Here is a 26,631-nt window from a genome sequence, read left to right as displayed (position 1 = left end):
TAACTTGATTATAAAATTCGCCATATATAAATAGAATAATTATCACCAATTTTTTCACCCCTATACTCTTAACTACGTAAAAGAAGGCGAAATATTTGTGGGGAAAGCCAAAAACCTTCATTGACATGAGTTTTCTGGCGTGGTATTCTATTAAAGGTGCTTTTCGCAGACAGGTCTCGGGTAATCATTACCGGACATGCTGACTGACGGCGGGAGAGACACTTCAATTGAACCCGCGTCCGAGTGGCTTTTTTCTTTAAAGGAAAATGAACCACCTGGATGTGTGGACTAAACTCAAGAATAGGAAAGGAGGACTATTTAGATGCCTACTATTAACCAATTGGTGCGTAAAGGTCGTAAATCTAAAAGTTCTAAATCAGATGCCCCAGCTTTAAACTTCGGGTATAACAGTTTCAAAAAAGCTCAAGTTAAGAATCCAGCTCCACAAAAGCGTGGGGTTGCTACTCGTGTCGGTACCATGACACCAAAGAAGCCTAACTCAGCTTTACGGAAATATGCACGTGTACGGTTATCAAACTTAATTGAAGTGACTGCTTACATTCCTGGTATCGGTCATAACCTTCAAGAACATAGTGTTGTTTTGATCCGTGGTGGCCGGGTAAAGGATTTACCTGGGGTTCGTTACCACATCATCCGTGGTGCGCTCGATACTGCCGGTGTTACTGACCGTCGTCAAAGTCGGTCCAAGTACGGTACAAAGAAGCCTAAGGACTAAGATGACTGATTGGACTGACTTGCACGGTTGCCGTCAAGCAGTCTGAAACAACATTCGAGGAGGATATTAACAATGCCTAGAAAAGGAAACGTACAAAAGCGTGAAGTCCTTCCTGATCCAATTTACAACTCAAAGTTGGTTACTCGTTTGATTAACCACACGATGATGGATGGGAAACGTGGTACTTCTACTAAAATCATTTATGGTGCCTTCGACATCATTAAGAACGAAACTGGTAACGATCCAGTTGAAGTCTTCGAAGAAGCAATGAAGAACGTAATGCCAGTCTTGGAAGTTAAGGCTCGGCGTGTTGGTGGGTCAAACTACCAAGTTCCAATCGAAGTTCGTCCAGATCGTCGGACCACTTTAGGTCTGCGTTGGATGGTTCAATACTCCCGTTTACGTGGCGAACACACCATGGTTGAACGCTTAGCGCGTGAAATCATGGATGCTGCTAACAACACGGGTGCAGCTGTTAAGAAGCGTGAAGATACGCACCGTATGGCTGATGCCAACCGTGCCTTCGCACACTACCGTTGGTAAAAAGCAGCTATTGCGCTGCATTGCCAGCAGTGTGATAAAATGTTAGAGCGGAGTGCTGCATAACACCTTCGTCTCTAGCTTAAGGGATTTTCCCTTAATCGAGAGGTGGCTACTTAATCAGTGTGATGATAGTAGCCACCTTTTGGCACAATCAACCTATGATCAAATTGAGAGGAGTTACACATTAATCATGGCTAATACTCGTGAATTTCCGCTTGAGAAGACTCGTAACATTGGTATCATGGCTCATATTGATGCCGGTAAGACGACGACTACTGAGCGTATCCTGTATTATACTGGTAAGATCCACAAGATTGGTGAAACCCATGATGGGGCTTCACAAATGGACTGGATGGAACAAGAACAAGAACGGGGTATTACGATTACTTCCGCCGCTACTACTGCGGAATGGAAAGAACACCGGATCAACATCATCGATACGCCAGGACACGTGGACTTCACTGTTGAAGTTGAACGTTCCCTGCGTGTGCTTGATGGTGCCGTTACCGTCTTAGATGGTCAAGCCGGGGTTGAACCTCAAACTGAAACTGTTTGGCGTCAAGCCTCAGACTTCGATGTTCCTCGTATCGTTTTCGTTAACAAGATGGATAAGCTGGGTGCCGACTTCGACTTCTCAGTAAACTCTATCCACGAACGTCTTCAAGCCAATGCCGTTGCTTTGCAAATGGCTATCGGTGCTGAAGATGAATTCAGTGGGGTTGTTGACTTAATCGAAATGAAAGCCTACGTTTACGACAAGGATGAATTGGGTTCCTCATGGGACACTGTTGAAATTCCTGCCGACATGCTTGAAGAAGCAAAGAAGCGTCATGAAGGCATCATCGAAAGCGTCGCTGACGTTGATGATGAAATCATGGAAAAGTACCTCGAAGGTGAAGAAATCACCAAAGAGGAATTAAAGGCTGCTATCCGTCGTGCCACTTTACGTTTGGACATGTTCCCTGTCTTTGCTGGTTCTGCCTTCAAAGATAAGGGTGTTCAGATGTTGATGGATGCCGTTGTGGACTACTTACCATCTCCATTGGATGTTAAGCCATACAACGCCACTGTTCCTGACACTGACGAAGCCGTTACTTTACGTGCTAACGATGACGATCCATTTGCTGCCTTGGCATTCAAGGTTGCTACCGACCCATTCGTTGGTCGTTTGACTTACATCCGGGTTTACTCCGGTACTCTGGAATCTGGTTCTTACGTACTTAACGCTACGAAGGACAAGCGTGAACGTGTTGGTCGTTTGCTGCAAATGCATTCAAATCACCGTCAAGAAATTCCAGAAGTCTTCTCCGGTGATATTGCCGGGGCCATTGGTTTGAAGAACACCACTACTGGTGACTCTTTGACTGACCCTGATCACCCATTACATTTGGAATCAATGAACTTCCCAGATCCTGTGATCCAGGTTGCCGTTGAACCAAAGACGAAGGCTGACCAAGATAAGATGAACAACGCCTTACAAAAGCTTTCTGAAGAAGACCCAACTTTCAAGGCTGAAACTAACCCTGAAACTGGTGAAACTCTGATCGCTGGGATGGGTGAACTTCACTTGGATATCATCATCGACCGGATGAAGCGTGAATTCAAGGTTGAAGCTAACATTGGTGCCCCTCAAGTTGCCTACCGTGAAGCCTTCACGAAGTCAACTAAGGTCCAAGGTAAGTTTGTTCGTCAATCTGGTGGTAAAGGTCAATATGGTGACGTTTGGATCGAATTCACCCCTAACGAACGTGGTAAGGGTTACGAATTCGAAGACGCTATCGTTGGTGGGGTTGTTCCTCGTGAATTTATCCCTTCAGTTGACCAAGGTCTGCAAGAAGCCATGGCAAACGGTGTCTTAGCCGGTTACCCATTGGTTGATGTTAAGGCCAAGTTATACGATGGTAGTTACCATGAAGTCGATTCTAGTGAAGCAGCCTTCAAGGTTGCCGCTTCCTTGGCTTTACGTAAGGCCGTCCAAAGTGCTGGTCCCGTTATTCTTGAACCAATCATGAAGGTTGATATCTTGGTTCCTGAAGAATACATGGGTGATATCATGGGCCAAGTTACCGCTCGTCGTGGTAAGGTTGATGGTATGGAAGCTCGTGGGAACGCACAAATGATTCACTCTTACGTACCGTTATCCGAAATGTTCGGTTACGCTACGACGTTACGTTCTGCATCACAAGGTCGTGGTACCTTTACCATGACGTTTGATCACTACGAACCAACGCCAAAGAGTGTTCAAGCTGATATTATCAAAAAGAATGGCGGTACTCCAGTCGAAGACTAGAGTCTAGTTATTCTCTAAAATAAAGCGTCTCACCGTTATGGTGAGGCGCTTTTTTTATCCAGTATTTTTGATGGTGACCGCTGGGGGTGGCGGGACAAGCAGATTTAACTGGAGAGAGGCCGAGAAAACATGGTCTGACAGAACGTGGTGCTTTGCGTTATAATAATCCTCGTGCGTTTGAAGCTAAGTAGGAGAGTGAGTTATGGAAGAGTTATTTGAGCGGGCGCCGATTCCGCGAGCGTACTTTAAGCTTGCATTGCCCGTTGTGTTGAGTATGGTAGCCAGCATGATTTATAATCTGGCTGATACCTTCTTCGTTTCCCAAACGCAGAATACGAATCTAGTTGCCGGGGTCGCGCTGTGTACGCCGTTGTTTTCCTTCTTGATTGCGATTGGCGATATCTTTGGTCTCGGTGGTAGTTCGCTGATTTCACGGCTTTTGGGTGAAAAGGCCTACGCCACTGGGAGCCGGGTCAGTAGTTTCTGCCTGTACGGGGCAGTCGTCCTCGGACTGGTGACGACGGTCATTCTCTTGGGATTTAGTCGGCCAATCTTACATTTACTGGGAGCTACAACGGCGACTTATCCCTATGCTGAGCAGTTCTACCGGATCATGGCGATTGGTGCGATGCCGATCATTGTCTCGATTGTTCCGGGTAATCTGATTCGGACGGAGGGTTTCGCCACACAGTCGATGGTCGGCACTATGGTGGGAACCGTGATTACGATCATCTTGGATCCGTTGCTGATTTTCCCAATGGGGTTAGGCGCTGCCGGTGCGGCGCTAGCCACAGTGATTGGCTACACGGTCTCGGCTGGACTCCTAGTGTACCTAACAAAGCGTTACTGCCGGGTCATTTCGATTGATATCAAGCTTAGTCGGATTGATAGCCAGCTGATTCGTCAGGTTCTGTTCATTGGGATTCCTGGTTCAATCACGAATCTGATGCAGGCATTTGGAACGGCAGTCTTGAATCGCTACCTGGTCGACTACGGGGCAACCCGGGTGGCCGCAATGGGGATCGTCTTAAAAGTCTATATGATTATCATGCTAGTGATGGTGGGCTTTGCCTTTGGTGCGCAGCCACTAATTGGGTATACCTTTGGTGCGAATAACCAGAAGCGTTTCAAGAAGATTCTCCATTTCGATTTGATGGTGGAAGTCGTCTATGCGCTGGTCTTTGCGGTGATCCTCATGATATTTGCGCCGCAGATCATTGGTCTGTTCCTACATAATCAGGCAGTTATCAGTGCTGGAACGTATATGCTGCGGGTCTTCCTGGTGACGACGCCGTTTGTGGGAGCCGTTCTCGTCTATACAACGGTCTTTCAGAGTACGGGGAAGGCCAGTGGGGCCTTTATCATGTCGATTGCGCGGCAGGGGGTAGTGTTCTACCTGATGATCGTGTTAGGTGCACATTTCCTGGGGTACCACGGCATCATCTGGGCGCAACCAGCTGCTGATGTCCTCACTTGTCTAATCGGGTGGTTGTTGGCAAGAGTGCTATTTAATAGGAAGAAGTTGCGTTAATTACGTAGCCGAAATGGTCGCGAGAGGCCGTGGCTATCACAATAGCGGGTAATGAGGCCATGTTCAGGTTGAACTAGTTATTCGAAGAAGTTGCTGGTAAATTTAAGCCTGGTTTGGCACAAATAAATTTATGTTGAATTGATCTGTGTCAAATTGGTCAGCGATTTCACAAAAAAGATTGACTAATTCTACGAAAACCCTTGTCAGACGGCGTTTTATTTAGTATGATAGTCAAGTGCTGTAAATCCGAGGGTATTTTAATGCCCCCGGGGGAGAGCTCAAAGCTTAAGCGATGATGTGGGAGATTGCGACACACCCGGCCGCTTTGCCATGAGGGTGTGGCGGGAATTTCCACGGAGTTAGTCTTATTTTTAAAATAGACGAAGGAGGGAACACAATGGCAAAACAAAAAATTCGGATTCGGTTGAAGGCTTACGAACATCGTATCCTCGACCAATCAGCGGACAAGATCGTTGAAACAGCTAAGAGAACTGGTGCCACTATCTCTGGTCCAATTCCATTACCAACTGAACGGACGATCTACACCGTATTACGTTCACCACATAAGTTTAAGGACTCACGTGAACAATTCGAAATGCGGACGCACAAGCGTTTGATTGATATCGTTAACCCAACGCCAAAGACAGTTGACTCATTAATGAAGCTCGACTTGCCTAGCGGTGTTGACATCGAAATCAAGTTATAATTTTTCAAAATAAATACAATATAATCGGAGGTGTACTCATGACCACAAAAGGAATCTTAGGGAAAAAGGTCGGGATGACGCAAGTCTTCACTGATGCTGGCGAATTAATCCCCGTTACTGTTGTCGAAGCAACCCCAAACGTAGTGTTGCAAGTTAAGACGATGGAAAACGACGGTTACGATGCCATTCAACTTGGTTACCAAGACAAGCGTGAAGTACTCAGCAACAAGCCCGAACAAGGTCATGTAGCAAAAGCAAACACGACTCCTAAGCGCTTCATTCGTGAATTCAGAGATGTTGAGCTGGGAGATTACAAGGTAGCAGACGAAGTTAAAGTTGATACCTTCCAAGCAGGAGACATCGTTGATGTCACTGGTGTCACTAAAGGTCATGGATACCAAGGTAACATTCATAAAGATGGTCAAAGCCGTGGCCCTATGGCCCATGGTTCTCGTTACCACCGTCGTCCAGGTTCTCTGGGTGCTATCATTAACCGGGTATTCCCTGGCATGAAGCTTCCAGGTCGGATGGGTAACAAGCAAGTTACTATCCAAAACCTTGTGATCGTTAAGGCTGACGTTGATAACAACGTTCTGTTGATTAAGGGCAATGTGCCTGGTGCCAACAAGTCACTCGTTACTGTTAAGAGTGCTGTTCGCCCACCACGCCCAAAGCATTCTGAAAACTAATTAGGAAGGGAGGATAATTAAATGACAAGCGTAGCATTATACAAACAAGATGGTAGCCAAAACGGCGACGTTACTTTGAATGCCGATATCTTCGGTGTTGAACCTAACGAAAGCGTCGTATTCGACACAATTTTGATGCAGCGGGCATCTCTTCGCCAAGGAACTCACGCCGTTAAAAACCGGAGTGCCGTTCGTGGTGGTGGGAAGAAGCCATGGCGTCAAAAGGGTACTGGTCGGGCACGTCAAGGTTCAATCCGTTCACCACAATGGGTTGGCGGTGGTGTGGTCTTTGGCCCTACCCCTCGTTCTTACAGTTACCACCTTCCTAAGAAGGTCGGCCGTTTAGCATTGAAGTCTGTTCTTTCACAAAAGGTTCTCGATGATAGCTTCGTCGTAGTTGACGGGTTAGCATTTGATGCTCCTAAGACGAAAGAATTTGCTTCAGTGCTTGCTGGTTTGAATGTCACGACTAAGACGTTAGTTGTTCTTGAAGACGACAACGTTACTGCTGCTTTAGCAGCCCGCAACTTAGCCAACGTTAAGGTTATTCCTGCCAAGAGCTTGAATGTCCTCGACATTGCTGATGCTGATAAGTTAGTGATCACGCAACCAGCTCTTTCTCAAGTAGAGGAGGTGCTCGCATAATGGAAGCACGTGACATTATTTTACGTCCAGTTGTTACTGAAGCCTCAATGGCAACTATGGATGACAAGCGTTACACGTTCGACGTTGATGTACGAGCAACTAAGACCCAAGTCAAGCATGCTATTGAAGACATCTTTGACGTTAAAGTTGTTAAAGTCAACATCATGAACTTGAAAGGTAAGAAGAAGCGTCAAGGACGTTACGAAGGCTACACTAAGAAGCGTCGTAAGGCCATTGTCAGCTTATCTGCCGACTCAAAAGAAATCAAGTTATTCAACGAAGAATAAAATCTCAGATATAGGAGGGAAATAACGTGGCGATTAAGAAATACAAACCAACAAGCAATGGTCGTCGTAACATGACGAGCTTGGTTTACAAAGACGTCATCACAAAGACGACTCCTGAAAAGTCATTGCTTGATTCACAAAGCCATACTGCCGGCCGTAACAACGCTGGTAAGATGACTGTCCGTCATCGTGGCGGTGGTAACAAGCGTCAATACCGGATCATCGACTTTAAGCGTATTAAGGATGATGTTCCTGCAACTGTTAAGGCTATCGAATACGATCCTAACCGGACTGCTAACATTGCCTTATTAGTTTACGCTGACGGTATCAAGTCATACATCATTGCTCCTAAGGGCTTAAAGGTTGGCGACAAGGTTCAATCTGGTCCAGAAGCTGATATCAAGACTGGTAACGCTTTGCCATTAGCTAACATTCCATTCGGTACTGTTATTCACAACATCGAATTGAAGCCAGGTAAGGGTGGCCAATTGGTCCGTTCTGCTGGGACTTCAGCACAATTGTTAGGTAAAGCTAACGATGACAAGTACGTGTTAGTTCGTTTATCATCTGGTGAAGTTCGGATGGTTCTGAAGGTTAACCGTGCAACTATCGGTGCCGTAGGTAACGAAGAACATGAACTGGTTAACGTTGGTAAAGCCGGCCGTACTCGTTGGGCTGGTCAACGTCCTCACGTTCGTGGTTCAGTTATGAACCCTAACGATCACCCACATGGTGGTGGTGAAGGTAAAGCACCTGTTGGTTTACCATCTCCTCTTTCTCCATGGGGTAAGAAGACTGTTGGTAAGAAGACGCGTTCTAAGAAGAACAAGAGCAACAAGTTCATCGTACGTCGTCGTAAAGGTTCTAAGATGTAATCATCCGATTATTCGGATGTCGAGAGACCTGGTGATCATCGCGTGTAGCGATGCGCCACAAGTAGAGGAGGTTTCATAATGGGTCGTAGTTTGAAAAAAGGACCTTTCGCCGATGCGCACTTATTAAAGAAAGTTGATGCGCAGAAGGATCAAGACAAGAAGGCCGTCATTAAGACCTGGTCCCGCCGGTCTACTATTTTCCCTAGCTTTATTGGTTTAACCATTGCTGTATATGATGGACGGAAGCATGTCCCAGTTTACATTCAAGAAGATATGGTTGGCCACAAGCTTGGCGAATTCGTACCAACCCGGACATTCCGTGGTCATGGTAGCGACGACAAAACAACTCGTTGATAAGGAGGATTAACTAATGGCTGAACAAGTTACATCAGCGCAAGCGACTGCTAAGACGGTTCGGATTGCTGCTCGCAAAGTCCGCCTTGTCATCGATCTTATCCGCGGCAAGAGCGTCGCTGAAGCGATCGCTATTTTAAAGTTCACACCGCGTGGAGCATCACCGGTTGTGGCAAAGGTTTTGAACTCAGCAATTGCTAATGCAGAAAATAATTTTGACTTAGATCGTCAAGATTTAGTTGTTAGCGAAGCCTACGTGAACGAAGGCGCAACCCTTAAGCGGTTCCGTCCTCGTGCCAAGGGCTCTGCTTCACCAATCAACAAGCGTACGAGTCACATTACGGTTGTTGTATCTGAAAAAAAGGAGGGATAACGCGTGGGTCAAAAAGTAAATCCAACTGGATTACGGGTCGGTATCATTCGCGACTGGGAAGCAAAGTGGTATGCTGAAAAGGATTTCGCTGCTTACCTGAAGGAAGACCTTCAAATCCGTAAGTTTATTGAAAAGCGTCTTGTTGACGCATCTGTTTCAACTGTTGAGATTGAACGGGCTGCAAACCGCGTCAATATCTCAATTCACACTGCCAAGCCAGGTATGGTTATTGGTAAGGGTGGTTCAGAAGTCGAAAATCTCCGTAAGGAATTGAACGACTTAACTGGCAAACGTGTCCACATCAACATCGTGGAAATCAAGAAGCCAGATCTGGATGCCAAATTGGTCGGCGAAAACATCGCCCGTCAATTGGAAGGTCGTGTTGCATTCCGTCGCGCTATGCGTGGAACGATGCAACGGACCATGCGTTCTGGTGCCAAGGGTATCAAGACGCAAGTATCAGGCCGTTTAAACGGTGCTGACATGTCCCGTGTCGAAAGCTATGCTGAAGGTACGGTTCCTCTGCACACGTTACGTGCTGATATCGATTACGCTTGGGTAGAAGCTCACACCACTTATGGTTCTCTGGGTGTTAAGACCTGGATCTACCGTGGCGAAATTCTGCCTGAAAAGAAACAATCTAACGGACAAGGAGGGAAATAGCATGCTGGTACCTAAGCGAGTAAAGTTCCGTCGTGTCCACCGTGGTAAGCTACGTGGCGAAGCCAAGGGTGGCAAGAGCGTTGCTTTCGGTGACTACGGTTTGCAAGCGTTGGATTCCAAGTGGATTACCAACCGTCAAATCGAAGCTGCCCGTGTTGCAATTACACGTTACATGAAGCGTGGTGGGAAAGTTTGGATTAAGATTTTCCCTCACAAATCCTACACTGCTAAAGGTGTTGGGGTCCGGATGGGTAATGGTAAAGGTACGCCTGATGGCTGGGTAGCCCCAGTTAAGCGTGGCAAGGTTATGTTTGAAGTGGGTGGCGTTTCAGAAGAAACTGCCCGCGAAGCATTACGTCTTGCAGCCATGAAGCTTCCCGTTCGCACTAAAGTTTTATCTCGAGAGGAAGTAGGTGGCGAATCTAATGAAGACTAAAGAAATCAACGAATTAACCACTGCTGAAATGCTCGATAAAGAAAAGAGCTACAAGGACGAATTATTCAACTTGCGTTTCCAATTAGCTACTGGTCAATTGGAAAACACCGCACGGTTGAAGCAGGTTCGCAAGAACATTGCGCGGATTAAGACCGCTCTTCGCCAACAAGAACTGAACAAGTAGAATACGATAAGAAGGAGGTCACTAATACATGAGTGATGCACGTAATAACCGCAAGGTTTACCGTGGTCGTGTCGTGTCTGACAAAATGGACAAGACGATCACTGTCGTTGTAGAAACGACGAAGACGGATGCAAGATATGGCAAGCGTGTCAAGTACTCCAAGAAGTACAAGGCACATGACGAAAATAACGAAGCCCAAACCGGCGATATTGTTGAAATCATGGAAACTCGTCCATTATCTGCTACCAAGCGGTTCCGCTTAGTCGACATTGTTGAAAAAGCAGTAATCATTTAGGTGTCGTTTTTATCGTATTCTGAACTAGATCTGAAGGGAGGACACTAGCTGTGATCCAACAAGAAAGTCGCTTAAAGGTCGCCGACAATTCCGGCGCCCGGGAAATCCTGACTATCAAGGTTCTGGGTGGCTCAAAACGTCGCTATGCCGGAATCGGTGATGTCATCGTTGCTACTGTCAAACAAGCAACACCAGGTGGCGTTGTCAAAAAAGGTGATGTAGTCAAGGCTGTTGTTGTTCGTACGAAGTCTCGTGTACGTCGTAATGATGGTTCTTACATCGGTTTTGATGAAAATGCTGCTGTGCTGATTAAAGACGACAAGAGCCCACAAGGGACTCGGATCTTTGGACCAGTTGCACGTGAATTACGTGACAACGACTTCATGAAGATTATCTCATTAGCACCCGAAGTACTGTAATCAAGAATCATGTTAAACAAGGAGGTGCCCACAGGAATGCTTATTAAAACTGGTGACAAGGTCCGCGTGATCGCTGGCAAGGATAAAGGCAAGGAAGGTACTGTTTCCAAAGTCCTTAATGCTAAGAACCGCGTGATCGTTAAAGGCGTCAATATGATTAAGAAGCACCAAAAAGCTTCTCAAACTAATCCCCAAGGCGGAATTATTGATATTGAAGCACCAATTCACGCATCCAACGTTATGCTTATTGATCCTTCGAACAACGAACCAACCCGGCTTGGCGTTCGTGTTGAAGATGGTCACAAAGTCCGGTTCTCTAAGAAGTCCGGCGAAACCATCGACAAATAATCACTGAAAGGAGGAACATAATTTCATGTCAGCTCGTTTAAAAGAAAAGTTCGTTAATGAAATTACCCCATCATTGGTGGAAAAATTCAGCTACAGCTCTGTTATGCAAACGCCGAAGATCGAAAAGATCGTTTTGAACATGGGTGTTGGTGATGCTGTTACCAACGCTAAGAACCTCGACGAAGCCGTTGAAGAACTTGGTTTGATTTCTGGTCAAAAGCCATTGGTTACTAAGGCCAAGAAGTCAATCGCAACCTTCCGTCTTCGTGAAGGTATGTCAATCGGTGCAAAGGTTACCCTTCGTGGGGACCGGATGTACGAATTCCTGGATAAGTTGATCAACGTGTCATTGCCACGTGTTCGTGACTTCCATGGTGTTAGTTCTCGTGCCTTTGATGGCCGTGGTAACTACACTTTGGGGATCAAGGAACAATTGATCTTCCCAGAAATCAACTTTGATAACGTTAACCGTGTTCGTGGTTTGGACATTGTTATCGTTACAACGGCTAACACTGATGAAGAGTCACGCGAATTGCTGACTCAATTCGGTATGCCGTTCTCACACTAATTAAGGAGGTTCACACAAATTGGCTAAGAAATCACAAATTGCTAAGAACAAGCGTCCTGCGAAGTTCTCTACACAAGAATATACTCGTTGCGAACGTTGTGGACGTCCACACTCTGTTTATCAAAAGTTCCACCTTTGCCGTATCTGCCTGCGCGAACTTGCCCACAAGGGTCAAATTCCTGGTATGAAGAAGGCTAGCTGGTAAAACGAATTTTAAACAAAGGGAGGGTAAACGTTAATGTCCATGACTGATCCTATTGCAGACTTCTTGACGCGGATCCGTAACGCCAACATGGTGCGTCACGAATCGCTCGAAGTACCTGCATCTAAAATTAAACGCGACATCGCTGAAATCCTGAAGCGCGAAGGTTTCATCCGTAATGTTGAATACATCGATGATGACAAACAAGGTATCATCCGCGTATTCCTCAAGTACGGTAAGGATAACCAACGTGTTATCAGTGGTTTGAAGCGTATTTCCAAGCCCGGCTTACGTTCATACGTTAAGGCCGACGATGTACCAAAGGTATTAAACGGTTTAGGTATCGCTATCATCTCAACCTCAGAAGGGGTCGTTACTGATAAAGAAGCGCGTGCCAAGAAAATCGGTGGCGAAGTTCTCGCCTACATTTGGTAATACTTTTAAGAAGATAGGAGGTGCCTTACAGTGAGTCGTATTGGTTATAAAACTGTCGACGTCCCAGCCGGCGTTGACGTAAAACGCGATGGTGATCAAGTTACTGTCAAAGGTCCTAAAGGTTCTTTAACCCGGACTTTCTCTGACATCATCACCATGAAAATTAGTGACGGTGCGGTTGATTTTGACCGTCCAGACAACAACAACAAGACCCGTGCACTTCACGGTACTCAGCGTGCTAACTTAAACAACATGGTTCAAGGTGTTGTTAATGGTTTCGCTAAGACTTTGAAGCTGGTCGGTGTTGGTTACCGTGTTCAAGCTAAGGGTAAGACTTTGGTATTGAGCGTTGGTTACTCCAACCCTGTTGAAATGGCAATTCCAGAAACCTTGGAAGTTAAGGTTCCTGATAACACGACCATCAACATTTCTGGTATCAGCAAGCAAGAAGTCGGTGACTTTGCCGCCGAAATCCGTGCCGTTCGTTCACCAGAACCTTACAAGGGTAAGGGTATCCGTTACGAAAACGAATACGTTCGGATTCGTGAAGGTAAGACTGGTAAGTAACAGTAACGCAGCTTAATTGCTGATAATTCTACAAAGAGGTGACTATTTTGATTACAAAACCAGATAAGAACAAGACACGTCAAAAGCGTCATACGCGTGTCCGGAACAAAATTTCTGGAACTGCAGAACGCCCACGCTTAAACGTTTTCCGCTCTAACAAAAACATCTACGCTCAAGTCATTGATGACGTAGCGGGTGTCACGCTTGTTAGTGCCTCAACGTTAGATAGCGAAGTGTCTGGCGACAACAAGACTGACCAAGCTAAGGCTGTTGGTGTTTTAGTTGCTAAGCGCGCTGTCGAAAAGAAGATTGGCAACGTCGTGTTTGATCGTGGTGGGTACTTGTACCATGGCCGTGTTCAAGCATTGGCAGAAGCTGCTCGTGAAAACGGGCTGGAATTTTAACAGTAAGGAGGAATAACCACACATGGCAAAATTTATTGATCCCGACAAGTTAGAACTTGAAGACAACGTTGTTGCTATCAACCGGATCACCAAAGTTGTTAAAGGTGGCCGTCGTCTTCGGTTCTCAGCACTTGTAATTGTCGGCGATAAGAACGGTCACGTTGGCTTTGGTACTGGTAAAGCACAAGAAGTCCCAGAAGCTATCCGTAAGGCTGTTGAAGCCGCTCGTAAGAACTTGATCGAAGTTCCAATCGTGGGAACTACCATTCCTCACGAAGCACTCGGTCTTTATGGTGGGGGTAAGATCTTACTCAAGCCTGCTGCTGAAGGTTCTGGAGTTACTGCCGGTGGTGCCGTTCGTTCCGTCATGGAATTAGCCGGTGTTGCTGATGTTACTTCAAAGCGTCTTGGCTCTAACACGCCAGTTAACGCAGTTCGTGCCACTTTTGCTGGCCTTGCTGAGTTGAAGCGTGCTGAAGAAGTTGCCGCTCTCCGTGGTGTCTCTCTTCAACACTTAGCTGAATAAGGAGGGGTATTAAAATGGCTCAATTAAAAGTTACTTTAATTCATAGTGTTGCACACCGCCTCCCTAAACAGCGGAAGATCGTGGCTGCTCTTGGTTTGAACCGTGTGAACAGCACGGTTGTTCAACCAGACAACGAAGCAACTCGCGGTGCGCTTTTCCAAATCGCACATTTGATTAAAGTTGAAGAAGTTAAGTAGTACTCATTTCATTTTATAAGGAGGTGCGCAATAGCATGAAGTTGAACGAATTAAAACCTGCTGAAGGCTCACGGAAGGTTCGTAACCGGGTTGGTCGTGGTGATTCATCTGGTAACGGTAAGACTGCTGGTCGTGGCCAAAAAGGTCAAAAGGCTCGTAGCAAGACCCGTTTGGGTTTTGAAGGTGGCCAAATGCCACTGTACCGTCGTATTCCAAAGCGTGGGTTTACCAACATTAACCGTAAGGAATTTGCTGTCGTAAACTTATCCGCTTTGAACGTCTTTGATGATGGTGCTGAAGTTACTCCAGCTGCCTTGGTTGAAGCTGGCATCGTGAAGAACGAAAAGGCCGGTATTAAGATCTTAGGCAACGGTGAAGTAACGAAGAAGTTGACGGTCAAGGCCGCTAAGTTCTCCAAGTCAGCTGCCGAAGCTATCGAAGCTGCTGGTGGTAAGACTGAGGTGATTTAATGCTCACAAGCTTAAAAAACGCTTTTAAGATTAAAGATATTCGTAAAAAGATTCTCTTTACTCTTCTGGTTTTGATTGTCTTTCGGTTGGGTACCTATATTACTGTCCCCGGCATTAACGCGAAGGCACTTCAAAGCGTTGCGTCTTCTGGGTTAGTTAGTATTTTAGATACCTTCAGTGGTGGTGGGTTAACCAACTATTCCATCTTCGCGATGGGGGTTTCACCTTACATCACTGCACAAATCGTTATTCAATTGCTACAGATGGACATCGTTCCGCGCTTCGTTGAATGGAGTAAGCAAGGGGACGTTGGACGGCGGAAGTTAAACCAAGCCACTCGCTACTTAGCGATTGCCTTGGCTTTCGTTCAGTCGATCGGGATCACTGCCGGTTTCAGTGCGCTTAGCTCAATGAAATTGGTGCAAAATCCTAGTGTCGCAACATACCTCTCAATCGGGTTAATCCTGACTGGTGGGACCATGTTGACCACTTGGATGGGTGATATGATTACCGATCGTGGGTTAGGTAACGGGATTTCAATGATTATCTTCGCAGGTATCATTGCCCGGACCCCAACTGCCGTCTACAAACTCTACAAAGATTACTTCGTTGACATCGCAACTGGTGACATGTGGAAGAGCGTGCTCTTCGTATTAGGATTAGTTGTTTTGGTATTGTTGATTATCACGTTTACGACGTGGGTTCAACAGGCCGAACGGCGGGTTCCAATGCAATACACGCGTCGGGTTTCTGGTTCGCCAGATTCCAGTTACCTTCCATTAAAGGTTAACGTGGCTGGGGTTATCCCAGTTATCTTCGCAAGTTCGTTTATTGCAACGCCTCAAACTATTTTGATGGCATTCCAAAACACGCATTCGCAAGATGCTTGGTACCAAACCATGACGAACCTTTTCAACATGCAAACCTTTGATGGTGCCATTCTGTACACCGTTCTGATCATTGTGTTCACGTTCTTCTATGCGTTCGTTCAAGTTAACCCAGAAAAGTTGTCTGAGAACCTGCAAAAGCAGGGAAGCTACATTCCTGGTGTTTGGCCTGGTCACGAAACGCAGTCATACGTTTCCAGTTTGTTGATGCGACTCAGCACTGTTGGGTCACTCTTCCTTGGATTCATTTCCTTAATTCCGTTGTTAGCCCAAAATCTTTGGGACTTAGATGAGTCAATTGGTTTAGGTGGTACCAGCCTCTTAATCGTCGTTGGTGTGGCTATCGAAACCATGCGTCAGGTAGACGGATTGATGATGAAGCGCGAATACGTCGGCTTTATTCAAGGGTCGTCAAATGGCCCTCAAGGTCCAGAACCAGCTTAATGAGTTTCCAGCGGGTGTGTTGATCTAATTGGCACACCTGCTTGTGTATTTCAGGCTAATAATTTTGAAATAAGGAGAACGAACATGACAGCAATGAATTTAATCCTCATGGGCTTACCGGGTGCCGGTAAAGGGACCCAAGCTCAAAAGATTATCGATGAGTTCCACTTACCGCACATTTCTACGGGAGACATCTTCCGTGAAGCGATGAAGAACGAAACCGAAATGGGCTTGGCAGCTAAGAAGTTCATCGACAAAGGTGAATTGGTACCGGATGAAGTCACGAATGGCATCGTTCGGGATCGCTTAGCTCAAGACGATACTAAGGCAGGATTCATGTTGGATGGGTTCCCCCGTTCCATTGTTCAGGCTGAAGCTTTAGATAGCTTTGGTCCTGAACTTGATCGGGCCATCAATGCCGTGATCAATATTCACGTTGAACCTGATGTCTTGGTAGAACGCCTTTCTGGCCGGTACATCTGCCGGACTTGTGGCGCTACTTATCATAAACTGTACAACAACCCTAAGGTTGAAGGCACTTGTGATGTTTGTGGTGGCCATGATTTCTACCAACGGGAAGATGACAAACCTGAAACGGTGAAGAATCGCTTGGCAGTTAACCTTAAGGCTAACACGCCATTAGTTGATTATTACACCAAGAAGGGTCTGCTCTTTACGGTTGATGGTGACCGGGCTATCGATGATGTCTACGTCGACATTGAAAAGATCTTGAAGAACCTCTAGATTTACTAAGTTCTTGCTAAGTGGCAAGAATTATGGTAGACTTATTCAGGTTTAGCCTGTAAATGGCGCGCTGTCGCAATTCACAGGTGCTAGGCGGGAGCAACATCCTTGCTCCTGCTGCTTTTACGTGTATTTTACACGCAATTATAAGGGAGGTACTTTCGTGGCGAAAAGCGATGTCATCGAAGTCGAAGGTAAAGTTACCGAAACATTGCCTAACGCAATGTTTCGGGTCGAATTAGAAAACGGTCATGAGATTCTCGCTCATGTCTCCGGTAAGATTCGGATGCATTACATCCGTATTCTGCCCGGTGACCGAGTAACTGTTGAAATGTCACCGTATGACTTGTCTAAAGGCCGGATTACTTATCGTTTCAAGTAACCGCCTGGACAGATGTAGGAGGGATATTCATGAAAGTAAGACCATCAGTTAAGCCAATGTGCGAACACTGCAAGGTTATCAAGCGTAAGGGTCGAGTAATGGTTATTTGCTCAGCCAACCCTAAGCATAAACAACGCCAGGGTAAGTAATTCAATTTATAGGAGGTGCACATTTAATGCCACGTATTGCTGGAGTGGATTTACCACGTGATAAGAAAATCGCTTATGGTTTGACTTACATTTTTGGTATTGGTATCAACACCGCACACAAGATTGTTGCGGATGCTGGTGTCGCAGAAGACGTTCGGGTTCGCGATTTGACACCTGATCAAGAAGACAAGGTTCGTGCCGAAGTCGACAAGTACAAGGTCGAAGGTGACTTACGTCGTGAAGTTAGCCTGAACATCAAGAACTTGCAAGAAATCGGTTCTTACCGTGGTATGCGTCACCGTCGCGGTTTACCTGTTCGCGGCCAACACACCAAGAACAACGCCCGCACTCGGAAGGGTAAAGCCGTTTCCGTTGCCGGTAAGAAGAAGTAAAGGAGGGTTAACACTTTATGGCTACTAGAAAAACTAGTCGCAAGCGTCGGGTCAAGAAGAATATTGAAGCCGGTGTTGCACACATTCATGCTACGTTTAACAACACATTAGTTATGATCACTGACGTTCAAGGTAACGCCATTGCCTGGTCATCAGCTGGTGCCTTAGGTTTCAAGGGTAGTCGGAAATCAACACCATTTGCTGCTCAAATGGCTGCTGAAGCCGCTGCTAAAGCATCACAAGAACATGGTATTAAGTCCGTTGAAGTTGCTGTTAAGGGTCCTGGTTCAGGACGTGAAGCTGCTATCCGGGCCATCCAAGCTGCTGGTATCGAAGTCACCGCTATTCGCGATGTTACGCCAGTGCCTCATAATGGGACTCGTCCTCCAAAGCGCCGTCGGGTTTAACGTGAGCGTTTCATTAATGAGGGCAACCTTCATGATGGGATTGACTTATAGGAGCTCAACGCGGTTTGAAAGGGGTAAACGATAAGAATGATTGAATTTGAAAAGCCTAACATTCATAAAATTGACGAAAGTAGCAACTACGGTAAGTTTGTTGTTGAACCGTTAGAACGTGGTTACGGGACAACGCTTGGCAACTCATTACGGCGGATCTTGCTTTCATCATTACCTGGTGCAGCTGTTACCAGCATTCAAATCGACGGGGTTTTACATGAATTTTCGACGGTTGAAGGTGTGGTTGAAGATGTCACGCAGATCATCTTAAATGTTAAGAAGATTGCGTTGAAGCTCAACGGTTCTGACGATCAAGAGGAAACCATGGAAATTAACGTTAAAGGTCCAGCACAAATCACTGCCGGTGATATTGTTGCGGGTGCCGACGTTGATGTCTTAAACCCAGATCTGTACATTGCTACGGTTGCCGATGGGGCAACGTTCCATATGCGGATGACTGCGGATAAGGGCCGTGGCTATGTTTCTGCTGACGAGCACAAAGCTCAGAACACGGAAATGCCAATTGGTGTCTTAGCTGTTGATTCCATTTACACCCCAATCGAACGGGTTAACTACCAAGTAGAGAATGCACGGGTTGGCCAACGGGCTGACTACGATAAATTGACCCTGGATGTTTGGACAAACGGTTCAATTAATCCAAGCGAAGCCATTGCATTGGCTGCTAAGATCTTAACCGAACATCTGGCTATGTTTGTCGACTTGACCGACGAAGCTAAGAATGCGGAAATCATGGTTGAAAAAGAAGAAACGCATAAGGAAAAGATGCTTGAGATGACCATCGAAGAGCTTGACTTATCCGTTCGTTCTTACAACTGCTTGAAGCGTGCTGGTATCAACACGGTCCAAGAATTGACTAATAAGACTGAAGCAGACATGATGAAGGTTCGTAACTTGGGTCGCAAGTCCCTTGAAGAAGTTAAGGCTAAGTTAGCTGACTTAGGTTTGTCACTTCGGAAGGAAGACTAATTTTAGACACTCAAAGGAGGGTTTCTTATGAGTTACCGTAAATTACAACGGACTAGTTCTCAACGTCGTGCCTTATTACGCGATTTGACTACCAGTTTAATTTTAAACGGCCGCATCGAAACGACTGAAGCACGCGCTAAAGAAGTTCGGAAAACGGCTGACCAAATGATTACCTTAGGTAAGCAAGGCGACTTGCACGCACGTCGTCAAGCTGCTGCGTTCATCCGTAACGTGGTTGCAGATGTTAAGGAAGACGGCGATGATGTTGTCGTTACCAGCGCATTGCAAAAGGTATTCAGCGAATTAGCACCTAAGTACGCCGACCGTAACGGTGGTTACACGCGTATCTTAAAGACGATGCCTCGTCGCGGTGATGGTGCCGCTATGGCTATCTTGGAATTCGTTGACTAGTCTTTACTAGACTGCGATTCATGGAGTGATCACGTCCATAAACGTGATACCGATATGTTTTAAATTAATCACTAGAACCATGTGGTATAGAGCGCTACGATGATGGGGAAATCTTTCCGAGTCTAGCTTGAATGGGGGCAAACGCCTCAGCGCCGCTGGTTTGTTAGTGATTTTTTTATACACTTTTTTATTTGGGCGCCGGAAACGGTTTACTGAGAGATGGAAATCAGCGTTGCCAATATAACTCAGGCCAAGGCAAATAAAATTTTGAAAGCTTAGGCACAACTCTTCGGTATCATCGGAATATTTGGTATAATTAGCGGTGACTTTTTTCGTAAGGAGAATCAATAGCGCAGATGGAAAATATAATTGAAGTTAAACATCTGACCTACCGTTACCAAGCGGATGATCCGCGACCTGCACTAAATGACGTTAGTTTTACCGTCCATGCCGGTGAGTGGCTCGCAATTGTTGGGCATAACGGGAGTGGGAAATCCACGCTAGCCAAGTCGTTAGATGGCCTGTTACCGTTCACGACTGGTGAGATTACGGTGGGAGGAATCCAATTGACCCCGGAGACGGTGTGGCAAGTCCGTGAAAAGATTGGCATGATTTTCCAAAATCCCGATAATCAATTTGTGGGAGCGACCGTTGAAGACGATGTTGCCTTTGGCCTGGAGAATCGGCAAATGCCTCGTACGGAAATGTTGCCGCGCGTTAAGGCGGCCATTGCGCGTGTTGGGATGAGTGAGTTTGCCCAGCGCGAACCGAGCTCTTTGTCTGGGGGACAGAAGCAGCGGGTGGCGTTGGCTGGTATCGTTGCCATTGCGCCAGATGTGTTGATTCTTGATGAAGCAACCAGCATGTTGGATCCTCAGGGACGGCGTGAGATGTTGGCGCTGGTCCGCGAGTTGCGGCAGACGCAGCATTTAACCGTTATCTCAATCACACATGACATCGATGAGGCCACCATTGCCGACCGGGTATTGGTGATCGATGATGGTCAACTGGTTGATGAGGCCGCTCCAGCTACTATTTTTGCACAGGGCGAGCGCCTCGTTGAACTCGGTCTGGACCTGCCCTTTACGGAAAAATTAAAGGCGGCGTTGCGGCAACGGGGCATCGAACCCCCAGCCGACTATCAGGGTGCCGCAGAAATGGAGGAATGGCTGTGGCAATCTCTTTCGAACACGTAAGTTACACGTATCAAGCGGGAACCCCCATGGCTACCTCCGCGGTCAGTGATGTTTCTTTTGCGGTGCCCGACCATGGTTATTTAGCCATCATTGGGCACACCGGGAGTGGAAAATCTACGCTGATTCAACAGCTTAATGCCTTACTTAAACCCACGGCTGGTGAAATTACCGTGGATAATTTTACGATTACGCCCAAGACCACTAACGCTGACCTGAAACCGTTGCGGCAACACGTCGGCATGGTTTTTCAATTTCCTGAGAATCAATTGTTTGAGGAAACCGTGCGGCAAGATATCGCGTTTGGCCCTAAAAACTTTGGGATGGCTGAGGCTGACGCTAATAAATTGGCCGATGCCATGCTGCAGACGGTCGGACTAGATAGTAGTTACGCCGAGCGGTCACCATTTGAGCTCTCTGGTGGCCAGATGCGGCGGGTCGCGATTGCCGGCGTTCTGGCAATGCGTCCCAAGGTCTTGATCCTCGATGAACCGACGGCCGGGTTAGACCCCCAAGGTCGTCAAGAAATGATGACCTTGTTTGAGCGGCTTCACCGTGAACAGGGCTTGGCGATTGTCCTCGTGACCCATCAGATGGAAGACGTGGTGCAATACGCCGAGCAAGTTGCTGTGATGCGCGACGGTCGGTTGGTCAAGTTTGGTACGCCAGCAGAGGTCTTCAGCAGCGAGAAATGGTTGCGGGAGAACCAATTGGATATGCCCCAAGCAGCTCAGGTTGCCCAGCGACTGGCCAATCGGGGCTTGGCGTGGGACGCATTACCCTTGACGGCCGACCAACTGGCGGATCAACTCGCCGCGCGGTGGCCACGAAAGGGGGGCACACATGTCTAACTTTATCTTTGGCCGCTATCTACCACTTAATTCGGTGGTCCATCGCTTGGATCCCCGAGCGAAGTTACTGCTGAGTTTCTGCTACATTGGGCTGGTCTTCATGGCTAACAACCCCGTGAGCTACCTGATCATTATTGCGTTTACCTTGGGAGCAATCCTGGCTTCAAAGATTAGTTTAGGTTTCTTTCTGAAGGGGATTCGCCCGTTGATCTGGTTGATCGTCTTCACCGTGGTCTTACAGCTGCTGTTCAGCCCCGTTGGCGGTCACGTGTATTTTCACTGGGCATTTGTGAATATTACGCAGTTTGGCCTCGTTAATTCCGGGTATATTTTTATTCGCTTCCTGCTGATCATCATGATGTCGACACTATTGACGTTGTCGACACAGCCATTGGACATTGCGACTGGCCTAGCCTCATTAATGAAACCTTTACGGTGGGTTCGCGTTCCAGTCGACACATTAGCGATGATGTTGTCGATTGCTTTGCGCTTCGTGCCTACACTGATGGATGAGGCCAATAAGATCATGAATGCGCAGCGTGCCCGCGGCGTGGACTTTGGCGAGGGGGGCTTGTTGAAGCAGGCCAAATCGCTCATTCCTTTGATGGTGCCATTATTCATGAGTGCCTTTAATCGGGCAGAGGACTTGTCGACGGCCATGGAAGCCCGTGGGTATCAGGACAGTGAGCATCGCAGTCAGTATCGTATTTTAACTTGGCAACGACGAGATACGATTACGTGGATTATTTTTGTGGTGGCGTTTGCTGCCATTTTAGCTACTCGTCGTTGGTAGGAGGAAACATGCAACGTTACAAGGTAACTTTTATGTATGATGGAACCGACTTCGCTGGTTTTCAGCGGCAGCCGCACAAACGGACGGTTGAAAGCGTCTTGACTAAGGTCGTCAATAAGATGGCTAAGAACCCGACACCGGCCATCGTGATCTATGGTTCTGGGCGAACCGATGCAGGGGTCCACGCATTGGCTCAGGTGGCCCATTTCGACTTTCCCTTCATCATTCCCGCGGAGAACATGCGCAAGGGCTTAAACAGCATGTTACCGATGGATATGGAGGTCTTAAAGGTCGAAGAGGTGGTGGAAACTTTCCATGCGCGGTATGATGTCTCTGGGAAACGCTATTTGTATCGGATGGATCTAGGTGAATTCCGGAATCCGTTTAAACGCAATTATACGGGGCACTGGAAGTTTCCAGTGGATTTGGGTAAGATTAACCAGGCCCTAGGCGACTTGGTCGGAGAACACGATTTTACCAGCTTCGTGGCGTCTGGAGCCCAGACCCGGACGTTTGTACGGACCATTTATGAGGCAACGTGCCATATTGATGAAGCCAATGATGAATTGGTCTTCGAATTCTATGGTAATGGCTTCATGTATAATCAGGTTCGAATTATGGTTGGCGTGCTGATTGAAATTGGTGCCGGCACCCGACCGGTTCATGATATTTTGCGACTTTATGAAGTTAAAGACCGTCGACAGGCTCGTAGAACGGTGCCAGCCGCGGGTTTATACTTGAAACATGTCTACTATCAGGGAGAGGATCCGGCGCATCCAACGAAATTACCGCAACATCAGCGGTGAAATTTCGGCTAAGGGGCTAAACAATCATTGACTTTATGGTGAAAACTTTGTATTATGGTTGTTGGTATTGTTTGCCCCACGATAAGCCCCGGAAAGTTTACTTGGTGTCAGACAAACACAGATTTATGGAGGAATTTAACGTGCGTACAACTTATATGGCAAAACCCAACGATGTTGACCGTAAATGGTACATTGTTGACGCAACTGATGTTAGCTTAGGTCGTCTTGCTTCAGTCGTTGCTTCTGTATTACGTGGTAAGAACAAGCCAACGTTCACCCCTAACGTGGACACTGGTGATAACGTAATCGTCATCAACGCTGAAAAAGTCGCTTTAACTGGCCGTAAGGCTACCGACAAGATTTACTACCACCATACTGGTTTCGCTGGTGGCTTGAAGTCACGGACTGCTGGTAACTTCCGGGATCAAAACCCAGAAAAACTGATCGAAACTTCTGTTCAAGGTATGCTCCCTAAGAACTCCTTAGGTCACCACATGGCATTGAAGCTTCACGTGTACGCTGGTGAAGACCACAAGCACGAAGCACAAAAGCCAGAAGTATTAGACATTACTAACCTAATCTAAGGAGGAAACCAAATTGGCACAAGTTCAATATCGCGGCACTGGCCGTCGTAAAAACTCCTCTGCACGTGTACGCTTAGTACCCGGCTCAGGTAAGATTGTTATGAACAACAAGGCAATCGAAGATTACATTCCATTCGCAAGTATTCGTGAAGTTGTTTTACAACCATTCAACGTTACGGAAACTCTCGGTAACTATGATGCATTAGTTACTGTTCGCGGTGGTGGGTTCTCCGGTCAAGCCGGCGCAACTCGTCACGGAATCGCTCGGGCATTGCTCGATGTAGATCCAGATTTCCGTGGCCCATTGAAGCGTGCGGGTCTTTTGACTCGTGACGCTCGTATGAAGGAACGGAAGAAGCCAGGTCTCAAGAAGGCACGTAAGGCTTCACAATTCTCCAAGCGTTAATATTTCGATATTATCAATTGGGAAATCCTCACCATTATGGTGGGGATTTTTTGTTTGGATGTAATGCCATGAGATGGGGTTTGAAACGACAACGTACAGACCGAGTTCCGTCGCAATCCTTCTTGAATCACGCTGGGCGAACGGGATTGTCGTGCACGAAAAAAGGATTCAATGACCAGCAATTTAGGTGTTGTTTTCCCGCAGTGGTTGTCTTAGACTGAGGGAATGGATACTGATACGAGGCAGGGCAAACATGGAAAAAATTCGACATTCTAAATTTTATGATTTATTTCTAAATACATTATCTAAGAAAATGGTAATGGGGTTTATTTTGATCATCGCGTTGGGAACCATCTTTTTGAGCTTGCCGGTCGCAACCTATGGGCATACCGTGTCATTTATTAATGCGTTGTTTACGGCAACTTCGGCAACTTGTATCACCGGACTGACGGTAGTCAATACGGCGGAGACGTGGACACCGTTTGGCCAGGTTGCCATCATGGTGATGACCGAGATTGGTGCATTAGGTTATATGACGTTCACCGTTCTGTTGTTTAACATCATGCGGCGTCACTTGAACTTATCGACCCAACTGATGGTAAAGGAGTCGTTGAACCTGGAGCACTTGCACGATACCAAGAGCGTGACTCGTTACGTCATTGGGTTGTCCGCGTTGTTCCAGATTGTGGGAATGATTCTCTTCGCTTTCGACTTTGTGCCACGTTTTGGGTGGTCGCAGGGCATTTACATATCTCTGTTTCATTCGGTTATGTCATTTTGCAATGCCGGCTTCGATGTCTTTGGAAACAGTCTGATGGGTTTTCGTAACGATTCTTACATGTTGTTGGTGACGACAATCTTGATTGTTGCTGGGGGTCTCGGTTTTCTGGTCTGGCGCGATCTTTTGCTCTACCACGAGCGGAAACGCCTGACGCTAAATTCGAAGTTGACGTTGGTCACGACCGTGTCACTGTTTGTGGTGGGGTTCTTGATTTTACTGGTCACTGAACGTGATTTAAGTTGGTTACCCAAGGGGACGTCATGGATCAATCGTACCGTGAACACGCTGTTTCTGAGTGTGACACCGCGGACGGCCGGTCTGGTGTCCTTACCGACGGATGGCTTACATCCCGGTAGTGTTTTTCTGATTATGATTCTGATGTTTATTGGTGGGACGCCTGGATCAACTGCTGGGGGGATCAAAACGACGACGTTTGGCGTGCTGATGATTCAAAGTATTTCACAGCTGCGGGGCAAGCGCGATGCGGAGTTCGCACATCGGCGGTTCAGTCAAGCTAATGTGAGTCGGGCTTTGCTCCTGATTTTTATGGCCAGCGTGGTTATTGCGCTAGCAACGTTGGTGCTGACTCAAACGGAAAAGATTCCCCAAAACTTTGGCTTGGAATACATTGTGTTTGAAGTTTTGTCAGCGTTCGGGACCGTTGGGCTGAGTTTGGGCCTGACACCGCATCTAACGGTGATTGGTAAATGCGTGATCATGCTGCTGATGTTCATCGGGCGGGTCGGTATCTTCACGACGCTCTATACGTTGTCACGGCGTCAGGTTAAGAAGAACCTGATTCGTTACCCTGAAGAAAATATTTTAATTGGTTAAGGAGTCTGAACGATGAAAAAAAGTTTTGCAGTGTTAGGCCTCGGCCGATTTGGACAAAGTGTTGTGGAAACGCTGGCGGAGACCCACCAAGATGTCTTGGCAGTCGATGTTCAAGAGCAGCCCGTTAATGAGATGACGGAAATTGCCACGCAGACGTTGGTCGCCGATACTCGGGATGAAGAGGTTTTGCGCGAGCTCAACATTGACACCTTCGATTACGTGATCGTGGGTATCGGGAACAACATGGAAGCTAGTATTCTAACGACGATGTTAGCCAAGGAACTGGGAGCCGAGAAGGTGATTGCGAAGGCTGAAACCAGCGACCACGGCCGGGTGTTGAAGCGAGTGGGGGCCGACCAGGTGATTTTCCCTGAGCGTGATATGGGGCACAGTATTGTTCGCAAGTTGTTGTCTAACCACATCCTGAATTTCATTGATCTGAGTGATAAATACACGTTGGCGGAGGTGGTCATTACCGACCCAACGTTTGTGAATCAGAACTTGATTCAATTGAATCTGAGGAAACGATTTGACCTGACAATCATTGCAATTCAACATGATCAGAAGATTAACATCTCTCCGCAGCCAACCGATATGGTGATGCTGCATGATGTGTTGACGGTGGTCGGTCCGATTGAACACGTTGAGGCGTTGGACGAGGCGCTGAAGAAGTAGGGCTTAGCTCCTGACTATAGCAAAGTTTTCGAGATGCACAAGGACTAAGTCAAATTGTTTTTGAAATCCCGTTGTGGCGGGATTGGTGTAAGCACCTAATAACTGACCGTC

Annotated in this window: 41 protein-coding genes; all 41 read left to right on the top strand. The window is 46.9% G+C overall.

All coding sequences use genetic code 11. The features are described 5' to 3' along the window. Nucleotides 1–322: 322 nt before the first annotated feature. Nucleotides 323–736 (top strand): 30S ribosomal protein S12, encoded by a 414-nt coding sequence (gene rpsL / locus FD07_RS09845; protein ID WP_020090151.1) that lies wholly within the window; start codon nt 323–325, stop codon nt 734–736. 72 nt (nt 737–808) lie between these two features. After that, nucleotides 809–1,279 carry a 30S ribosomal protein S7 gene (gene rpsG / locus FD07_RS09840; protein ID WP_020090150.1) on the top strand — a complete coding sequence of 157 codons (471 nt, stop codon included), beginning with the start codon at nt 809–811 and terminating at the stop codon, nt 1,277–1,279. A gap of 190 nt (nt 1,280–1,469) precedes the next feature. Continuing rightward, complete coding sequence (fusA, locus tag FD07_RS09835; protein WP_020090149.1) at nt 1,470–3,569, top strand: elongation factor G; 2,100 nt, start codon at nt 1,470–1,472, stop codon at nt 3,567–3,569. A 202-nt stretch (nt 3,570–3,771) separates the two neighbouring features. Beyond that, the gene (locus FD07_RS09830) at nt 3,772–5,100 is read left to right on the top strand and encodes an MATE family efflux transporter (protein WP_020090148.1); all 1,329 of its coding nucleotides are present in this window, start codon (nt 3,772–3,774) and stop codon (nt 5,098–5,100) included. A gap of 397 nt (nt 5,101–5,497) precedes the next feature. Continuing rightward, a complete protein-coding gene (rpsJ, locus tag FD07_RS09825) occupies nt 5,498–5,806 on the top strand; it encodes a 30S ribosomal protein S10 (RefSeq protein ID WP_003638059.1) in 309 nt (102 codons plus the stop codon). A 38-nt stretch (nt 5,807–5,844) separates the two neighbouring features. Continuing rightward, a complete protein-coding gene (gene rplC, locus FD07_RS09820) occupies nt 5,845–6,495 on the top strand; it encodes a 50S ribosomal protein L3 (protein ID WP_020090147.1) in 651 nt (216 codons plus the stop codon). Nucleotides 6,496–6,516: 21 nt separating this feature from the next. Then, entirely contained in the window at nt 6,517–7,140 is a 624-nt protein-coding gene (gene rplD, locus FD07_RS09815) for a 50S ribosomal protein L4 (protein ID WP_020090146.1), read from the top strand. After that, nucleotides 7,140–7,427 carry a 50S ribosomal protein L23 gene (gene rplW / locus FD07_RS09810; protein WP_020090145.1) on the top strand — a complete coding sequence of 96 codons (288 nt, stop codon included), beginning with the start codon at nt 7,140–7,142 and terminating at the stop codon, nt 7,425–7,427. The genes rplD and rplW overlap by 1 nt, the downstream gene beginning before the upstream one ends. A 26-nt stretch (nt 7,428–7,453) precedes the next feature. Next, a complete protein-coding gene (gene rplB / locus FD07_RS09805; protein WP_020090144.1) occupies nt 7,454–8,302 on the top strand; it encodes a 50S ribosomal protein L2 in 849 nt (282 codons plus the stop codon). A gap of 78 nt (nt 8,303–8,380) precedes the next feature. Further along, nucleotides 8,381–8,656 carry a 30S ribosomal protein S19 gene (gene rpsS, locus FD07_RS09800; protein WP_020090143.1) on the top strand — a complete coding sequence of 92 codons (276 nt, stop codon included), beginning with the start codon at nt 8,381–8,383 and terminating at the stop codon, nt 8,654–8,656. Between the two features lie 16 nt (nt 8,657–8,672). Continuing rightward, a complete protein-coding gene (gene rplV, locus FD07_RS09795) occupies nt 8,673–9,029 on the top strand; it encodes a 50S ribosomal protein L22 (RefSeq protein WP_020090142.1) in 357 nt (118 codons plus the stop codon). A gap of 3 nt (nt 9,030–9,032) precedes the next feature. Further along, nucleotides 9,033–9,692, top strand: coding sequence for a 30S ribosomal protein S3 (gene rpsC, locus FD07_RS09790; RefSeq protein WP_020090141.1), 660 nt, complete (start codon nt 9,033–9,035; stop codon nt 9,690–9,692). Nucleotide 9,693: 1 nt separating this feature from the next. Beyond that, the gene (gene rplP, locus FD07_RS09785; RefSeq protein WP_020090140.1) at nt 9,694–10,128 is read left to right on the top strand and encodes a 50S ribosomal protein L16; all 435 of its coding nucleotides are present in this window, start codon (nt 9,694–9,696) and stop codon (nt 10,126–10,128) included. Then, nucleotides 10,118–10,312 (top strand): 50S ribosomal protein L29, encoded by a 195-nt coding sequence (rpmC, locus tag FD07_RS09780; protein ID WP_020090139.1) that lies wholly within the window; start codon nt 10,118–10,120, stop codon nt 10,310–10,312. Before rplP ends, rpmC begins: the two co-directional genes overlap by 11 nt. Nucleotides 10,313–10,340: 28 nt before the next feature. Continuing rightward, a complete protein-coding gene (rpsQ, locus tag FD07_RS09775; RefSeq protein ID WP_020090138.1) occupies nt 10,341–10,607 on the top strand; it encodes a 30S ribosomal protein S17 in 267 nt (88 codons plus the stop codon). Between the two features lie 50 nt (nt 10,608–10,657). Then, nucleotides 10,658–11,026, top strand: a complete 369-nt coding sequence (gene rplN, locus FD07_RS09770) for a 50S ribosomal protein L14 (RefSeq protein ID WP_020090137.1) — start codon at nt 10,658–10,660, stop codon at nt 11,024–11,026. Between the two features lie 36 nt (nt 11,027–11,062). Beyond that, the gene (gene rplX / locus FD07_RS09765) at nt 11,063–11,374 is read left to right on the top strand and encodes a 50S ribosomal protein L24 (RefSeq protein WP_020090136.1); all 312 of its coding nucleotides are present in this window, start codon (nt 11,063–11,065) and stop codon (nt 11,372–11,374) included. 25 nt (nt 11,375–11,399) lie between these two features. Continuing rightward, nucleotides 11,400–11,942, top strand: a complete 543-nt coding sequence (gene rplE, locus FD07_RS09760; RefSeq protein WP_020090135.1) for a 50S ribosomal protein L5 — start codon at nt 11,400–11,402, stop codon at nt 11,940–11,942. Nucleotides 11,943–11,961: 19 nt separating this feature from the next. Beyond that, nucleotides 11,962–12,147 carry a type Z 30S ribosomal protein S14 gene (locus FD07_RS12180; protein WP_081624603.1) on the top strand — a complete coding sequence of 62 codons (186 nt, stop codon included), beginning with the start codon at nt 11,962–11,964 and terminating at the stop codon, nt 12,145–12,147. Nucleotides 12,148–12,180: 33 nt separating this feature from the next. Next, on the top strand, nt 12,181–12,579 hold the full coding sequence (rpsH, locus tag FD07_RS09755; protein ID WP_020090134.1) for a 30S ribosomal protein S8: 399 nt from the start codon (nt 12,181–12,183) through the stop codon (nt 12,577–12,579). A gap of 30 nt (nt 12,580–12,609) precedes the next feature. Further along, entirely contained in the window at nt 12,610–13,146 is a 537-nt protein-coding gene (rplF, locus tag FD07_RS09750) for a 50S ribosomal protein L6 (RefSeq protein WP_020090133.1), read from the top strand. Between the two features lie 38 nt (nt 13,147–13,184). Then, on the top strand, nt 13,185–13,550 hold the full coding sequence (gene rplR, locus FD07_RS09745) for a 50S ribosomal protein L18 (RefSeq protein ID WP_027826031.1): 366 nt from the start codon (nt 13,185–13,187) through the stop codon (nt 13,548–13,550). A 22-nt stretch (nt 13,551–13,572) separates the two neighbouring features. Next, nucleotides 13,573–14,076, top strand: a complete 504-nt coding sequence (gene rpsE, locus FD07_RS09740; RefSeq protein WP_020090131.1) for a 30S ribosomal protein S5 — start codon at nt 13,573–13,575, stop codon at nt 14,074–14,076. Nucleotides 14,077–14,090: 14 nt separating this feature from the next. Further along, complete coding sequence (gene rpmD / locus FD07_RS09735; protein WP_020090130.1) at nt 14,091–14,273, top strand: 50S ribosomal protein L30; 183 nt, start codon at nt 14,091–14,093, stop codon at nt 14,271–14,273. A gap of 35 nt (nt 14,274–14,308) precedes the next feature. Continuing rightward, a complete protein-coding gene (gene rplO, locus FD07_RS09730) occupies nt 14,309–14,743 on the top strand; it encodes a 50S ribosomal protein L15 (protein WP_020090129.1) in 435 nt (144 codons plus the stop codon). Further along, nucleotides 14,743–16,074, top strand: a complete 1,332-nt coding sequence (gene secY, locus FD07_RS09725; RefSeq protein ID WP_020090128.1) for a preprotein translocase subunit SecY — start codon at nt 14,743–14,745, stop codon at nt 16,072–16,074. The genes rplO and secY overlap by 1 nt, the downstream gene beginning before the upstream one ends. Nucleotides 16,075–16,167: 93 nt before the next feature. After that, a complete protein-coding gene (locus FD07_RS09720; RefSeq protein ID WP_027826030.1) occupies nt 16,168–16,818 on the top strand; it encodes an adenylate kinase in 651 nt (216 codons plus the stop codon). A gap of 163 nt (nt 16,819–16,981) precedes the next feature. Then, nucleotides 16,982–17,200, top strand: a complete 219-nt coding sequence (gene infA / locus FD07_RS09715; protein ID WP_011668477.1) for a translation initiation factor IF-1 — start codon at nt 16,982–16,984, stop codon at nt 17,198–17,200. A 29-nt stretch (nt 17,201–17,229) separates the two neighbouring features. Next, nucleotides 17,230–17,349 carry a 50S ribosomal protein L36 gene (gene rpmJ / locus FD07_RS09710; RefSeq protein WP_011668476.1) on the top strand — a complete coding sequence of 40 codons (120 nt, stop codon included), beginning with the start codon at nt 17,230–17,232 and terminating at the stop codon, nt 17,347–17,349. 26 nt (nt 17,350–17,375) lie between these two features. Beyond that, nucleotides 17,376–17,741, top strand: coding sequence for a 30S ribosomal protein S13 (gene rpsM, locus FD07_RS09705; protein ID WP_020090126.1), 366 nt, complete (start codon nt 17,376–17,378; stop codon nt 17,739–17,741). 17 nt (nt 17,742–17,758) lie between these two features. Then, nucleotides 17,759–18,148 carry a 30S ribosomal protein S11 gene (rpsK, locus tag FD07_RS09700; RefSeq protein ID WP_020090125.1) on the top strand — a complete coding sequence of 130 codons (390 nt, stop codon included), beginning with the start codon at nt 17,759–17,761 and terminating at the stop codon, nt 18,146–18,148. 87 nt (nt 18,149–18,235) lie between these two features. Beyond that, nucleotides 18,236–19,186, top strand: coding sequence for a DNA-directed RNA polymerase subunit alpha (locus FD07_RS09695; protein ID WP_020090124.1), 951 nt, complete (start codon nt 18,236–18,238; stop codon nt 19,184–19,186). Nucleotides 19,187–19,213: 27 nt separating this feature from the next. Next, nucleotides 19,214–19,597 (top strand): 50S ribosomal protein L17, encoded by a 384-nt coding sequence (gene rplQ / locus FD07_RS09690; protein ID WP_020090123.1) that lies wholly within the window; start codon nt 19,214–19,216, stop codon nt 19,595–19,597. Between the two features lie 356 nt (nt 19,598–19,953). Continuing rightward, nucleotides 19,954–20,793 (top strand): energy-coupling factor ABC transporter ATP-binding protein, encoded by an 840-nt coding sequence (locus tag FD07_RS09685; RefSeq protein ID WP_020090122.1) that lies wholly within the window; start codon nt 19,954–19,956, stop codon nt 20,791–20,793. Then, a complete protein-coding gene (locus tag FD07_RS09680) occupies nt 20,769–21,641 on the top strand; it encodes an energy-coupling factor ABC transporter ATP-binding protein (RefSeq protein ID WP_020090121.1) in 873 nt (290 codons plus the stop codon). Before FD07_RS09685 ends, FD07_RS09680 begins: the two co-directional genes overlap by 25 nt. Next, complete coding sequence (locus tag FD07_RS09675) at nt 21,634–22,434, top strand: energy-coupling factor transporter transmembrane component T family protein (protein WP_020090120.1); 801 nt, start codon at nt 21,634–21,636, stop codon at nt 22,432–22,434. The genes FD07_RS09680 and FD07_RS09675 overlap by 8 nt, the downstream gene beginning before the upstream one ends. A gap of 8 nt (nt 22,435–22,442) precedes the next feature. Next, a complete protein-coding gene (truA, locus tag FD07_RS09670) occupies nt 22,443–23,240 on the top strand; it encodes a tRNA pseudouridine(38-40) synthase TruA (RefSeq protein WP_020090119.1) in 798 nt (265 codons plus the stop codon). Nucleotides 23,241–23,380: 140 nt separating this feature from the next. Next, nucleotides 23,381–23,824 carry a 50S ribosomal protein L13 gene (rplM, locus tag FD07_RS09665; RefSeq protein ID WP_020090118.1) on the top strand — a complete coding sequence of 148 codons (444 nt, stop codon included), beginning with the start codon at nt 23,381–23,383 and terminating at the stop codon, nt 23,822–23,824. A gap of 13 nt (nt 23,825–23,837) precedes the next feature. After that, complete coding sequence (gene rpsI, locus FD07_RS09660) at nt 23,838–24,230, top strand: 30S ribosomal protein S9 (protein WP_020090117.1); 393 nt, start codon at nt 23,838–23,840, stop codon at nt 24,228–24,230. A 253-nt stretch (nt 24,231–24,483) separates the two neighbouring features. Continuing rightward, nucleotides 24,484–25,845, top strand: a complete 1,362-nt coding sequence (locus FD07_RS09655; RefSeq protein ID WP_027826029.1) for a TrkH family potassium uptake protein — start codon at nt 24,484–24,486, stop codon at nt 25,843–25,845. Between the two features lie 12 nt (nt 25,846–25,857). Further along, entirely contained in the window at nt 25,858–26,520 is a 663-nt protein-coding gene (locus FD07_RS09650; RefSeq protein WP_020090115.1) for a potassium channel family protein, read from the top strand. Nucleotides 26,521–26,631 lie beyond the last annotated feature (111 nt).

Origin of the sequence: Levilactobacillus parabrevis ATCC 53295, assembly GCF_001434055.1 — a bacterium.
GTDB lineage: Bacteria > Bacillota > Bacilli > Lactobacillales > Lactobacillaceae > Levilactobacillus > Levilactobacillus parabrevis.
This window is presented reverse-complemented; position numbering and strand designations above follow the sequence as displayed.